This is a genomic window from Betaproteobacteria bacterium (genome assembly GCA_016194905.1).
Lineage (GTDB): Bacteria > Pseudomonadota > Gammaproteobacteria > Burkholderiales > JACQAP01 > JACQAP01.
This window is the reverse complement of sequence record JACQAP010000019.1, coordinates 332018-345356: the sequence shown is the minus strand read 5'-3', so window position 1 is coordinate 345356 and position 13339 is coordinate 332018. Positions and strand designations below refer to the sequence as shown.

Annotated in this window: 10 protein-coding genes; 5 read left to right on the top strand and 5 right to left on the bottom strand. The window is 59.2% G+C overall.

Features of this window, described 5'->3' with window-relative positions:
- The first annotated feature begins 80 nt into the window (after positions 1-80).
- Positions 81-431, top strand: coding sequence for a hypothetical protein (locus HY067_13030; GenBank protein ID MBI3528878.1), 351 nt, complete (start codon positions 81-83; stop codon positions 429-431).
- On the opposite strand, the gene HY067_13025 is transcribed toward HY067_13030, so the two are convergent.
- The 5 genes from HY067_13025 to HY067_13005 form a co-directional block, all read right to left on the bottom strand.
- Positions 428-970 carry an RES family NAD+ phosphorylase gene (locus HY067_13025; GenBank protein ID MBI3528877.1) on the bottom strand — a complete coding sequence of 181 codons (543 nt, stop codon included), beginning with the start codon at positions 968-970 and terminating at the stop codon, positions 428-430. The genes HY067_13030 and HY067_13025 overlap by 4 nt on opposite strands.
- Before the next feature lie 34 nt (positions 971-1004).
- Positions 1005-1346 carry a DUF2384 domain-containing protein gene (locus HY067_13020; GenBank protein MBI3528876.1) on the bottom strand — a complete coding sequence of 114 codons (342 nt, stop codon included), beginning with the start codon at positions 1344-1346 and terminating at the stop codon, positions 1005-1007.
- A gap of 48 nt (positions 1347-1394) precedes the next feature.
- Positions 1395-2684 carry a hypothetical protein gene (locus HY067_13015; protein MBI3528875.1) on the bottom strand — a complete coding sequence of 430 codons (1290 nt, stop codon included), beginning with the start codon at positions 2682-2684 and terminating at the stop codon, positions 1395-1397.
- Positions 2685-2954: 270 nt separating this feature from the next.
- Entirely contained in the window at positions 2955-3818 is an 864-nt protein-coding gene (locus HY067_13010; GenBank protein MBI3528874.1) for an ABC transporter substrate-binding protein, read from the bottom strand.
- A gap of 50 nt (positions 3819-3868) precedes the next feature.
- The gene (locus HY067_13005) at positions 3869-4399 is read right to left on the bottom strand and encodes an Lrp/AsnC family transcriptional regulator (GenBank protein MBI3528873.1); all 531 of its coding nucleotides are present in this window, start codon (positions 4397-4399) and stop codon (positions 3869-3871) included.
- Positions 4400-4498: 99 nt separating this feature from the next.
- Here HY067_13005 and ilvB point away from each other — a divergent pair, with 99 nt between their 5' ends.
- The 4 genes from ilvB to HY067_12985 all read left to right on the top strand — a co-directional run bounded on the left by ilvB (position 4499) and on the right by HY067_12985 (position 13291).
- Complete coding sequence (gene ilvB / locus HY067_13000) at positions 4499-6331, top strand: biosynthetic-type acetolactate synthase large subunit (GenBank protein ID MBI3528872.1); 1833 nt, start codon at positions 4499-4501, stop codon at positions 6329-6331.
- The gene (locus HY067_12995; GenBank protein MBI3528871.1) at positions 6274-9771 is read left to right on the top strand and encodes an indolepyruvate ferredoxin oxidoreductase family protein; all 3498 of its coding nucleotides are present in this window, start codon (positions 6274-6276) and stop codon (positions 9769-9771) included. Before ilvB ends, HY067_12995 begins: the two co-directional genes overlap by 58 nt.
- Before the next feature lie 103 nt (positions 9772-9874).
- Positions 9875-13135 (top strand): methylmalonyl-CoA mutase family protein, encoded by a 3261-nt coding sequence (locus tag HY067_12990; GenBank protein ID MBI3528870.1) that lies wholly within the window; start codon positions 9875-9877, stop codon positions 13133-13135.
- A 12-nt stretch (positions 13136-13147) separates the two neighbouring features.
- Positions 13148-13291: a hypothetical protein gene (locus HY067_12985; protein MBI3528869.1), complete on the top strand. Its 144-nt coding sequence runs from the start codon at positions 13148-13150 to the stop codon at positions 13289-13291.
- Positions 13292-13339 lie beyond the last annotated feature (48 nt).

The following is a 13339-nucleotide window of genomic DNA, read 5'->3' as shown; positions in this document are numbered from 1 at the left end:
TGTTGCTATCTCTGGCAGGAATAGGTGGCGGAATCGTACTGGAATCGGAAGCGATCGCAGCCGACACGGGAGACAGAACAATGGCCATCGTCCGTCTGTATACCGGAGCGGACAACCAGTCCCATTTCGAGGACGTGCGGATTCCGTTGAAAAGCGGCGGCAAGGTCGGCTTCATCTCGGAGCTGATGAAAGCCACCGGCATTGTGTTCCGCGAGACCGGCGGAGATTACAACTACGATTTTCATACCGCGCCGCGGCGCCAATACGTAGTGAACCTGGAGGGCGAGGTGGAAATCGAAGTGGGTGACGGGACGAAGCGCGTTCTGCGCAGCGGCGACGTCCTGCTCGCCGAAGACACGACCGGACAGGGGCATATTAGCCGGGCCGTGGCGGGAAAGCCGAGGAAGTCGTTGTTCATCACGCTGGACTAGGCAATGAAGCCATTTTGCTTGGCCCAAGCAATCCACTCGACCTCTTCAGTTCTGATAAGCCTTAAATCGTTCTCGTTAATATCGTGATTTTCCGTGAAAATCATCATATTCTCGGTTGACCATCTCGCTGATGGCGCTATGAGTCCATCGCACCCCAAGAAAGCGATGGCGGCACCAATTTGCTGAGTACGAACGTAATTTATTCTCGGGTACTCGGTCCAATCAACGCTAAGCGAATCCAAATCCGCTTTCAGAAGTCGTAATGTTCTTTGGGTGGTTAGTGCCATTTGATGCAGATTTGCTGGCTTCGAGGGCAGAGGATTGAATTGGCTCCAATGAAAAGAGAGTTCGGCCAGTGCCCCCTCTCTCGTGAGGCTCGTGTAGAGAACTGATACACCGCCCTTTGGAACCCAACGTCCCCCATTAACCGAAGGCGTTAGAGGATCAAGGCTCTTCCTAGTGGCACGAAAAACTTCCCCATTAAATTTGATGGCCGCGAAAGAGCTTAAACGATCGAGGAGATCAACGTCATGGATCAATTCTCAAACTCCTTCGATCGATCACGTTCAAACCTTACAAATGCGCGCCCTCGCGCAACTGATCAATTGCGGCAATTATCTCCGCAGTCCTTCCGTCTTGAATAAGTTCGGCTGGTGTTGCGCCATTAAATCTCTTTTGCCGTGAAAAAAGCCAAAGCCTTGCATCTTGTGGCTCATAAAAGTCCGAAAGCTGATCAACTATCCACTCGAGTTCAAGCAACAACTTTTGGGCGTCGGGACGAGGAAATGCCTTCCCCTGATTCCATCGAGAAACTGTTTCTGGTCTTGTTCCCAAAAGATTCGCGACATCAACGGAACGCATCGCACCCTTGCGCTCAATTGCCTCTAGCTTTCTTGCAATTGCATTTGCATTCACATTTACCCCCGTTTTGTAGTTTTAGTGAGTCGATTCATTACTAATCACCTAGACACGCGCTTCCCGAAATGCGCGTGTTTTCGGCAAGAATGCCGGAGGTTGTTTTTGCTCTTTCGTCTCATACTCTCCCAGAGTTACTCTTAAAGTATCTAGCCGTTTTCGTTGTTCGCGCATCTTCTTAGCCATTTTCTCGTCTCGCCACTTGATGTTCGCTGCCGCAAGGGCGTGATCTGTCGTCGGACGAAGATACTTATCGAGAAAGCGCGCGGCTCTTAGTTGTTCGGGTATTTGGCTAAGACTTAACACCTGTTGAATTCTTTGATACATGAAGTGACGCGCCGGATTCTCAAGCATGTCGATAGTTCCTCTCGGACAGCATCGTGTGTCGCGACATCCAAATAACGACTTTGCCCTGGACGAGGTCTCGAGCAACTGATGTGCTTGTTCAGGTTTCAACAATATGTCGAGTTGCGGCACATAGACGCGGTGATGAGAGCCAAAAGCACTCCCGCTTCGAACGCGCCGCCAGCCTCCAGCGTCAAACCTTTCGCCGGATGTAATCCCGTGCGCCAAACCACCGGTGGCTCCAAATGCAAGCAATGACAATCCGACCAAACCACCGGTGAGATCAGAAACAAGTGGCAGACCGATCTCTCTAAAGTCTGCGGCCGCTTCAATATATGAACGCACCGCAGTTGCAGTACTATCGGACCCAAATCCGTCCACCTTTAACCAAATTGCGTTTGCCGGTATTCCGTGAAGAGCATCAATAAGTTGGTGGCGATCGTCGGGATTTCGCAACATCGCATAGGTCAGCGCAAGCGAGTAAACAATAGGGATTCGCGAAGAATTCTTTCGATCCAAGAAATCGCGAAGACGCTTTGTCGCCTCAATATCTATTTCTAACCACTCATCATGGCTTGACCGCAATAGGTGAGTTGGAGCCAAGACCTGAGTGAAACCCCGATCAATGACGAAATCACCAAGCGCCGCAACCATTCGCCTACCGGACGTACCTGAAAAATCCAAAATCGAATGGGGTCGCCCAACTCCCCAAGGTAAATTGCCAATTCCCTCACTGAACCCACCTGGTGTCGCGGACGGCTGAGTTCTCGGATCGAGAATTGCATCAAGCCGTCGACTGATTATCACGTCGAACAATTCCCTATGCCGATCAACGCTGGTCGGATCAAATACTGCGCCAAAGCAAGCAAGGTCACCGGCCGCAGCCAAATTTAGGACTTGGCGATGATCGTTCCTCCCGATTCGTAAATAGTGAGCGAGCAGGTTTGGCGCCGGTCGAACTGCGCGGGGATAGCTTGGAAAATCGTCTGCCATGACATTCTCCTTGATAGAAGACTAGACTATATCATTGACATTTCGATTGAGCAAGATCTTGCGCCCTATTCGGCTTACACTTAAAATATATACATAACTATCTGTATTTAAATAAATATTTTAGATATTGGAATTGGATTATTTCTCAGGTCCCCATTTTCAGATATCAAGATTTCATTCAAAGGGGAAACTTGGAAGGAGAAGCTTTTAGAGGGCATAAATCAGACGTTGTTGGTTGTCTCGGTGTTCCTTTGGGAAGATAAAGTCAATCTAGGGGCATCCGTCGCGGCGAAGACAGCGCAGGTGCCGCATGCCCTCAATCGCGCGGCTGCCGTACCAGGACGTCATTTCTCCATCAATCAACGACACCGTAACCGGTGATTCAACCTCCTCAAGAACCGTCGGAACAAAATAGTGGTTGGCAGCCGCTAGCGTTTGCCGAATTTCGTCGAGGTGGCGTTCACGGAACGCGTAAGGTTCGGAGGAAAGCAGAACGCGATCCACGCGCGACACGAGCGCCGGGGTGAGCTCGATCTTCGGATAGCGATCCCTGCTTTCGATTTCCACCGTATCCCAGCCGACCGCGGCGAGCGTTCGCGAGACGTAGGTGTCGCGCGACACCGTCATCCACGGCGACTTCCAGAGCAGATACAGCACGCGTTCGCGCGGCAGATCCGCACAGGCCCCGACCGCATCGGAGTAGGCCTTTTGAAACGCTTCACACAATTCCGCGGCCCTGCTCTCGCGGCCGAAGATCGCGCCCAACAGGCGATACAACGGCAGATTGTCGAGCGGACCGAGCGGATGGGTCACGATCACATTCGGAACGAAGTTCGCGAGCTGATCGACCGTCGGTTTTTCGTTTTCGTCGATATTCACGATCAGGTGCGTTGGAGCGAGTTCGCGAATCCTCTCGATGTCCACGCTCTTGGTGCCGCCGACCTTCGGCACTGTCTTTATGCTGTCTTTCGGATGAATGCAGAAACCGGTCCGGCCTACGAGCCGGTCGCCCACACCGAGTTCGAACAGCAATTCGGTGACGCTGGGAACGAGGCTGACGATGCGGGCATCGGCTCGCGCCAATGCATGCACGCGTCCGATGGCGTCAACGACACGGGAAGGATTCGTGTTCATTTCCTTATCGACGACTATACGCGCGCGTATCGAAGGTCAGGCCGTGGCCGTTACGATTTTCGCTTCGGCGACCGTTTTTTTCTCGCCCTGGCGGGCTCCTCGACGGAAACCGCGGCGGGCGCCGCCAACAACGGGATCAGGCTTTCCTTCAACGTGCGCAGCACGAAGCTCGACTTGCTGTGCCGTATGCCGGGAATCCGGTACAGGCGCTCGCGCAGCAGCCGCTCGTAATCGCGGGTGTCCTTTACGGCGATGCGGATGTAGTAGTCATAGTCGCCGGACACGAGGTAGGCCTCCATCACCTCCGGAATCTGCTCCAGCATCTTGCCGAAGTCGTACAGCGTTTCATCCGTATGGCTCTCCAGCGTGACCTGCACGATTACGGTTTCCGAAAGTCCGATCGAAGGCGGATCGACGCGCACTGTGTAACCCTGGATCACGCCCTCGCTTTCCATGCGCTTGATGCGCGCCCAGCAGGGGGTTGAAGAAAGGCCTACGCGTTCGCTGATCACCTGCAGGCTGGCGCGGGCATCCTCCTGCAGGACTTTCAGGATCGCCAGATCGAATTTATCGACAGACATTCTTTATATAACCACTTTTCCAGTAAATTATTCTAATAGTAGTCCAATCTGGCAGAAAATAAGATGCCTTTTCTGGAACCCGCCGCGTACGATGCTTCCATGAGCAATCTCGCCCTTCCGTCCACCCTGCCAACCCCCACACAAACGGGAGCGGGTCGGGTTGCCGTCACGGGTGCGAAGTCCCTGCTCGATACGTTGGTCGCGCTCGGGGTGGATACGATTTTCGGTTATCCCGGCGGTGCCGTGCTGCCGGTGTACGACGCGCTTCATGCGGAGCATCGCATCCGCCACGTCCTGGTCCGCCACGAGCAGGCCGCCGTTCATGCGGCGGAAGGTTATGCACGCTCGACCGGCAAGCCCGGCGTCGTGCTGGTGACCTCGGGTCCCGGCGTGAGCAATACGATCACCGGGTTGCTGGATGCGATCTGCGATTCCATTCCGGTGCTTTGCATCAGCGGCCAGGTCGCGACGCACTCGATCGGCACCGATGCGTTTCAGGAATGCGACGCGCTCGGCCTGTCGCGGCCAGTGACGAAATGGAATGCGCAGATCCGCAGCGCGGATCAGGTAGCGGCACTGGTGCGCAAGGCATTCAGCATCGCAACCGAGGGAAGGCCGGGCCCGGTGCTGCTCGATTTCCCCAAGGACATTCAGCTTGCAACCTTCAACACGCCGGCCGAGTCGCCTGAGGAGCAACCGGAATCCAGGCGCAAACCGCTGCGGCGCGGCCGGCTGCGCGACGCCGTGGAACTGCTGAAGAATGCGCGGCGCCCGGTGTTCTACGGCGGCGGCGGGCTGATCAATTCAGGACCCGAGGCCTGCGCTTCTTTCACGCGACTCGTGCAGCGCACGGGTGCGCCGTGTACGTTGACGCTGATGGGACTGGGCGCGTTTCCGGCCTCCGACGGACAGTTTCTCGGCATGCTCGGCATGCACGGCACGCTGGAATCCAATCTCGCGATGCACCACGCCGACCTTGTCGTCTGCGTCGGCGCGCGCTTCGACGACCGGGTCACCGGCAAGCTCAGCGAATTCTGTCCGAGTGCTAAGAAAATCCATCTGGACATCGACGCCTCTTCGATCAACAAGGTCGTCAAGATCGACGTGCCGATGGTCGGCGACTGTCTGGAGCTGCTCGACGCCTTGCATGCCGAACTGGGCGAGCACGTTTTCGAAGCTGAACGGCTGGGCGAATGGTGGAAGACGATCGACCAATGGCGCGCCGAAGATTCTCTGGGGTTCGAAACGCGCGACGATTGCATCGTGCCACAGCAACTGATGCGATCGCTGCAGCAAGCCGTCGCGGGATGCGACGCGATCGTGTCTACCGACGTCGGCCAGCATCAGATGTGGGCTGCGCAGCATTTCCGCTTCGAGCAGCCCAACCGCTGGCTCACCTCGGGCGGGGCCGGCACGATGGGTTACGGTCTGCCCGCGGCGATTGGCGCCCAGGTTGGAAATCCGGACAAGCTGGTCGTTTGCGTCAGCGGCGATGCGTCCGTGCTGATGAATCTGCAGGAACTGTCCACCGCCGTCCAGCATCGCACCGCCGTGAAAGTGGTGTTGTGCAACAACGGTTACATGGGCATGGTGCGCCAGTGGCAGGAACTCAATCACGGCGGCCGCTACAGCCACAGCTACACCGAGGCGTTGCCGGATTTCGTGGCGGTTGCAAAAGGGTTTGGATGGGGCGCGCGGCGCGTAGCCGATCCGGCCGAGCTCGACGCCGCGATTGCGGAATGCCTGGCCTGCGACGGGCCGTTCTTTCTCGACGTGTCCGTTGCACCGCAGGCAAATTGCTTTCCGATGATCGCCGCGAGCAGCGGGCACCACGAAGTAATGTTGAACGAGACGACGATCTACAGGAGCCGGACATGCGGCAAGTTTCCCTCGAAGACAAATACACCTCCGACCAGGACCGCGTCTACCTGACCGGCATCCAGGCGCTGGTACGCCTCGCGCTGGTGCAGCGCCGGCGCGACCTGGCCGCGGGACTCAACACGGCCGGCTTCATCTCCGGCTATCGCGGCTCGCCATTGGGCGGACTCGACCAGGCGCTGTGGAAGGCAGCCAAGCACCTCGAAGCCCACCATGTGAAGTTCCAGCCCGGCGTCAACGAAGAACTCGCCGCCACGGCGGTGTGGGGATCGCAGCAAGTCGAGCTGATCGGCGAGTCGAATTACGACGGCGTCTTTGCGCTGTGGTACGGCAAGGGGCCCGGCGTCGATCGCTGCGGCGACGTGTTCAAACACATGAATTTCGCCGGCACCTCGAAACACGGCGGCGTTCTGCTGGTCGCGGGCGACGACCACGGCGCCTATTCGTCCACGTTGCCGCATCAGAGCGACCATCTGTTTTCCGCATCGATGATTCCGGTCCTGTATCCGTGCAACGTGCAGGAATATGTCGAACTCGGACTGCACGGCTGGGCGATGTCGCGCTTCTCCGGGTGCGCCATCGGCTTCAAGGCGCTGGCCGATACGGTCGAATCGTCCGCTTCGATCGAGGCCGACCCGTTTCGCATCCAGACCCGGCTGCCGGAGGATTTCGTGATGCCGGAAGGCGGACTGAACGGCCGGCTGTCCAGCGATCTGCTCGGCCTGCAGGCGCGCAAGCAGGAAGCGCTGATGCAGGATTACAAGATCTACGCGGCCATGGCATACGCGCGGTTGAATCATCTCAACCGCACCACCATCGATTCGCCCAACGCGCGGCTCGGCATCATCGCTTCAGGCAAGTCGTACATGGACGTGCTGGAAGCGCTGGAGGAACTGGGCATAACCGAGCGCAACGCCGCTGAAATCGGCGTCCGGCTGTTCAAGGTCTCGATGCCATGGCCGCTGGAGCCGGACGGGGTGCGCGAATTCTCGAAGGGGCTGGAAGAAATCCTGGTCGTCGAAGAAAAGCGCCAGATGGTCGAGTACCAGCTCAAGGAGCAGCTCTACAACTGGCATCCCGACGTGCGCCCACGGGTCATCGGCAAGTTCGACGATCAGGGCGAATGGGTGCACCCGCGCGGCGAATGGCTGCTTCCCGCCAAGGCCGATTTCTCCATCGCGCAGATCGCCCGCGTCATCGCCGGGCGCATCGGGCGTTTTCACCAGAGCGATCTGATCAAGGCGCGGCTTGCCTTCCTGGAAGCTAAAGAGGCGGTACTGAAGAAGGCGGTGAACACGCCCGTGCGCCCGCCGTACTACTGCTCGGGATGCCCGCACAATACCTCGACCAAAGTGCCCGACGGCAGTCTGGCGCTGGCCGGCATCGGCTGCCACGTGATGGCGACCGTAATCTATCCGGAGCAAAACAAGAGCCCGACACACATGGGTGGCGAGGGCGCGCCGTGGATCGGCCAGGCGCCGTTCTCGAAGCGCACGCACATCTTTGCCAATCTCGGCGATGGCACCTATTTCCATTCCGGCTCCCTTGCGATTCGGGCCGCGCTCGCCGCGAACGTCAATATCACCTACAAAATCCTGTACAACGATGCCGTGGCGATGACCGGCGGCCAGCCGGTCGACGGACAAATTTCGGTACCGATGATCGCGCAGCAGATGGCGGCCGAAGGTGTCGGGCGCATCGCGGTCGTAACGGAAGACCTCACGCGCTACGAAGATCGTTCGCAATTACCCGCGCTCGTCGCGCTGCATGACCGCAAGGACCTGGAAGCGGTGCAAAAGGAACTCAGGGAATATCGCGGCGTTTCGGTGCTGATCTACGACCAGACCTGCGCGGCGGAAAAGCGCCGGCGCCGCAAGAAGGGGGAGTATCCGAAAGCCACGCAGCGGGTGTTCATCAACGAGGCGGTCTGCGAAGGCTGCGGCGACTGCGGCGTGCAGTCCAATTGCACCTCGATCTTGCCGGTCGAGACCGAATTCGGTCGCAAGCGCGCGATCGACCAGTCGTCCTGCAATCAGGATTACTCGTGCGTCAAGGGCTTCTGTCCGAGCTTTGTCACGATCGAAGGCGGCGCGCCGAAGAAGTCGCGCGCGGCAAAGCAGGCTCTTCCCGCCCAGATCGAGTCCCTGCCCGAAGTGGCCGTGGCGGAACTCAAGGAAACGCCGTACAACATCCTGATCACCGGCATCGGCGGCACCGGTGTCATCACGATCGGCGCCTTGTTGGGAATGGCCGCACACCTGGAAGGCAAAGGGTCGTCGGCGCTGGACATGACCGGCATGTCGCAGAAGAACGGCGCTGTCACTTCCCACGTGCGCATTGCGCGTGCGCCGGAGGACATTCGCGCCCAGCGCATCGCCACCGGCGAAGCGGACCTGATCCTCGGCTGCGACATGCTGACCGCCGGCGCACACGATGCCATCTCCAAGACGCGACCCGGTCGCACGGTGGCGGTCATCAATACGCATCAACAGCCCCCCGGACCGTTTGCGCAGAATCCCGACTGGCAGTTCCCGGCGGAACAGATCCGCGCCCTGATCGACGAATCGGTCGGCGGCCGCGCCCACTTCACCGATGCCACCCGGCTCGCCACCGCGCTGCTGGGCGATTCGATCGCGACCAATCTGTTCATGCTCGGCTTTGCCTTCCAGAAGGGGCTCATTCCGCTGCAGGAGGCCTCCCTCCTGAAGGCGATCGAATTGAACGCCGTCGCCATAGACGCAAATAAACAGGCCTTCAGCTGGGGGCGGCGCGGCGCGGTGAGTCTGGAGCAGGTCGAGAAGATTGCCACGCCGGCCAAACCGGCGATCGTGCAGATGCCGCAGAACCTGGAGACGCAAGTGCGCAGGCGTATCGCCTTCCTGACCGACTATCAGAGCGCCGCCTATGCAAAGCGCTACGAAGCCTTGGTCGACAAAGTCCGGACCGCCGAAGCCGCCATGGGCGCCGGCGATACGCTGACCAAGGCGGTGGCGAAGGCGCTGTTCAAGCTGATGGCGTACAAGGACGAGTACGAAGTCGCCCGGCTCTACACCAGCGGCGATTTCGAAAAGCGGATGAACGACACCTTCGAGGGCGATTTCAAGGTCAAGTACAACCTGGCTCCGCCGCTGCTGGCAAAGCGCGATGCACAGGGGCATCTTGTGAAGGCACAATACGGCGCGTGGATGAAACACGCGTTCAGGTTGCTCGCGAAGTTCAGGGGCCTGCGCGGCACCGCGCTCGACCCGTTTGGTTACACCGGGGAAAGAAAGATGGAGCGGGGCTTGATCCGCGATTATGAATCGCTCGTCACGGAAATGCTGGCGACCCTTTCGCCGAAGAATCATCGGATCGCCGTCGAACTGGCCTGGCTGCCGGAGCGCATTCGCGGTTTCGGCCACATCAAGGAGCGCAATGTTGCCGCGGTTGCGGCGGAGCGCGACCGCTTGTTACAGCAATTCCGCAACGGCACCGGCATGGGACTGGCCGCCTGACGACAAGCGAGAGACGGGAATTTGCGCTAACGTTGATGGATAATAGCCGGCTCATAACCCCGGCCCGACCGGGGTATGCTTTAAGCCGCAGGGAGCGAGAATCATGACCGACTTGAGCCAGCAGCCCGCGAACCAGAAAGGCCGGGCCGCCCATAAGATCCGCTTCGTCACCGCGGCAAGCCTGTTCGACGGCCACGATGCCTCGATCAACATCATGCGCCGCATCCTGCAGGCCAGCGGCGTCGAAGTCATCCATCTCGGCCACAATCGCTCGGTCGACGAAATCGTCAACGCCGCGATTCAGGAAGATGTGCAGGGCATCGCAATCTCCTCGTACCAGGGCGGCCACGTCGAGTACTTCAAATATACGATCGATCTGCTGCGCGAACGCGGTGGCGAGAACATCAAGGTATTCGGCGGCGGCGGCGGCGTAATCGTGGCGCACGAGATCGAAGATCTGCACCGCTATGGCGTCGCCCGCATCTATTCGCCGGAAGACGGTGCAAAGATGGGTCTGCAGGGCATGATCAGCGACATGATCCGCACCGCGGACCGAAATCTCGCCGCCGAGTTGCCAGCTGGACTCGACGATCTGTTTCAAGGCAAACCCCGCGCGCTGGCGCGCATCATCACCGGACTCGAGAACGCAACGCTGCCCGAAGCGCTGCAGAAAAAACTGGTGTCCCGTGCCGCCCGGAATGACGGCGTACCGGTACTCGGCATCACCGGCACCGGCGGATCCGGCAAATCGTCGCTCACCGACGAACTGATTCGCCGTTTTCGCATCGACCAGGGCGACGCGCTCAAGATCGCCGTCATCGCCGTGGATCCGTCGCGACGCAAAACCGGCGGCGCGTTGTTGGGCGACCGCATCCGCATGAACTCGATCAATCATCCGAATATCACCATGCGCTCGCTGGCCACGCGCGACGCGGGCAGCGAAATTGCGGCCTGCCTGCCGGACGTGATCGCCGCCTGCAAGTGCGCCGGCTTCGACCTGGTGCTGGTCGAGACTTCCGGTATCGGCCAGGGCGATGCCGCGATCGTGCCGCATGTCGATTTTTCGCTCTATGTGATGACGCCGGAGTTCGGCGCCGCCAGCCAGTTGGAGAAAATCGACATGCTCGATTTTGCCGATTTCGTTTCCATCAACAAATTCGACCGGCGCGGGGCGCAGGATGCGCTGCGCGATGTCCGCAAGCAGATACAGCGCAATCGCAGCGCCTTCACTGTGCCCACCGATGCCATGCCGGTGTTCGGCACCATCGCATCCAGATTCAATGACGACGGCGTGACTGCGCTCTACCAGAGCATCGTCGCCGAACTGAAGGCGCATGGACTCAAGGCCGCGGACGGCAAGCTCAAACCCACCAACGTGAAATCTTCTTCCGGGCAGAACGTCATCGTTCCGCCGGCACGTGTGCGTTACCTTGCGGAGATCGCTGAGACGGTACGCGGCTATCACGCGGATGTCGCCCAGCAGGCGAAGGCGGCACGCGAACGCCAGCAACTGCGCGAGGCCAGACGCATGCTGGATGCGGCCAAGAAGTCGTCCGCAGATCTCGATCCGCTGATCGCGCAGCGCGACAAGGCGCTCAGTGCCGAAGCCAAGGCGCTGCTGGAGGAATGGCCGCAGATCAAGCAAACCTACTCGGGCGACGAGCAGATCACCAAGGTTCGCGACCGCGAAATCCGCACCACGCTGAAAACGACTTCGTTGTCCGGCACTAGGGTGCCGAAAGTGGCCCTGCCGAAGTTCGAGGACGACGGCGAGATGCTTAGATGGCTGATGCGGGAAAACCTGCCAGGCTATTTCCCCTATACGGCCGGCGTGTTCCCGTTCAAGCGCGAGAACGAAGACCCGACCCGCATGTTCGCCGGCGAAGGCGATCCGTTCCGCACCAACGCGCGTTTCAAATTCCTGTCCCGGGACATGCCGGCCAAGCGCCTGTCGACCGCGTTCGACTCGGTGACGCTATACGGGTTCGATCCGCACGAGCGCCCGGACATCTACGGCAAGGTCGGCAATTCCGGTGTATCGATCGCAACGCTGGACGACATGAAGGTGCTGTATTCCGGCTTCGACCTGTGCGACCCGGCGACATCGGTATCGATGACCATCAACGGCCCGGCGCCGACCATCTTGGCGATGTTCATCAATACGGCGATCGACCAGCAGACCGATAAATTCATCGCGCAGCATGGCCGGCAACCGAACGAACAGGAAACCGCGAAGATCCGCGCCTGGGCGCAGGAGAACGTGCGCGGCACCGTGCAGGCCGACATCCTCAAGGAAGACCAGGGGCAGAACACCTGCATCTTCTCCACGGAGTTTTCGTTGAAGGTCATGGGCGACATCCAGGAATATTTCGTGCGCAACCGGGTGCGGAATTTCTATTCGGTCTCGATTTCCGGTTATCACATCGCCGAGGCCGGCGCGAATCCGATCTCGCAACTCGCTTTCACGCTGTCGAATGGTTTCACCTTCGTCGAGGCCTATCTGGCCCGCGGCATGAACATCGACGATTTCGCCCCGAACCTGTCCTTCTTCTTCTCGAACGGCATGGACCCGGAATACACGGTGTTGGGGCGCGTGGCGCGGCGCATCTGGGCCACGACGATGAAGAACAAGTACGGCGCCAACGATCGCAGCCAGAAGCTGAAATACCACGTACAGACTTCCGGCCGCTCGCTGCACGCGCAGGAAATCGCGTTCAACGACATCCGCACCACACTGCAGGCGCTGATCGCGATCTACGACAACTGCAATTCGCTGCATACCAACGCCTACGACGAAGCGATCACGACGCCGACTGCCGAATCCGTGCGGCGCGCGCTTGCCATCCAGCTCGTCATCAACCGCGAGTGGGGTCTGGCGAAGAACGAGAACCCGAATCAGGGTTCCTTCGTCATCGACGAACTGACCGACCTAGTCGAAGAGGCGGTGCTGCAGGAGTTCGAGCGCCTATCCGAACGCGGCGGCGTGCTCGGCGCCATGGAAACCGGCTACCAGCGCGGCAAGATCCAGGAAGAGTCGATGTACTACGAGCACAAGAAGCACGACGGCTCCTATCCGATCATCGGCGTGAACACCTTCCGCAATCCGGATGCAACAGGGGCCGGCGGCAGCATCCCGCTGCAGCGTTCGACCGAAGAAGAAAAGCAGAGCCAGATCCGCCGTCTGCGTGAATTTCAGGCACGCCACGCCAGCGAAGCGCCGGCCGCTCTGGCGAAGTTGCGCCAGACCGTGATCGACAACGGCAACGTGTTTGCCGAACTCGTGAACGCGGTGCGCGCTTGCTCGCTCGGCCAGATCACCGACGCGTTGTTCGAGGTCGGCGGACAGTACCGCAGGAGCATGTAGGAATGCTCGTTTATGCGCAGGCCTTCGGGCTGTCCCAGCGTGCTGATCGCTTTCCTGCCCGGCGAGCCGGTCAAGAAAGGCGAGGAGTTCAATTCCTTCCAGACTTTTGATCCGGAGGACGTGTGCCTAGAGATCTACTGCAAGAGGAAAAGCTGAGCAACCGACGAACAGCTCGGACAATACATAAATTAAAAAGGGGAAAGA

What these genes read in the sequence shown, in the direction of transcription:
- HY067_12990 (MBI3528870.1), top strand. Translation starts at nt 9,875, where the DNA reads ATGACCGACTTGAGCCAGCAGCCCGCGAACCAGAAAGGCCGGGCCGCC.
- HY067_12985 (MBI3528869.1), top strand. Translation starts at nt 13,148, where the DNA reads ATGCGCAGGCCTTCGGGCTGTCCCAGCGTGCTGATCGCTTTCCTGCCC.
- HY067_13010 (MBI3528874.1), bottom strand. Translation starts at nt 3,818, where the DNA reads ATGAACACGAATCCTTCCCGTGTCGTTGACGCCATCGGACGCGTGCAT.
- HY067_13015 (MBI3528875.1), bottom strand. Translation starts at nt 2,684, where the DNA reads ATGGCAGACGATTTTCCAAGCTATCCCCGCGCAGTTCGACCGGCGCCA.
- HY067_13005 (MBI3528873.1), bottom strand. Translation starts at nt 4,399, where the DNA reads ATGTCTGTCGATAAATTCGATCTGGCGATCCTGAAAGTCCTGCAGGAG.
- HY067_13030 (MBI3528878.1), top strand. Translation starts at nt 81, where the DNA reads ATGGCCATCGTCCGTCTGTATACCGGAGCGGACAACCAGTCCCATTTC.
- HY067_12995 (MBI3528871.1), top strand. Translation starts at nt 6,274, where the DNA reads ATGCGGCAAGTTTCCCTCGAAGACAAATACACCTCCGACCAGGACCGC.
- ilvB (MBI3528872.1), top strand. Translation starts at nt 4,499, where the DNA reads ATGAGCAATCTCGCCCTTCCGTCCACCCTGCCAACCCCCACACAAACG.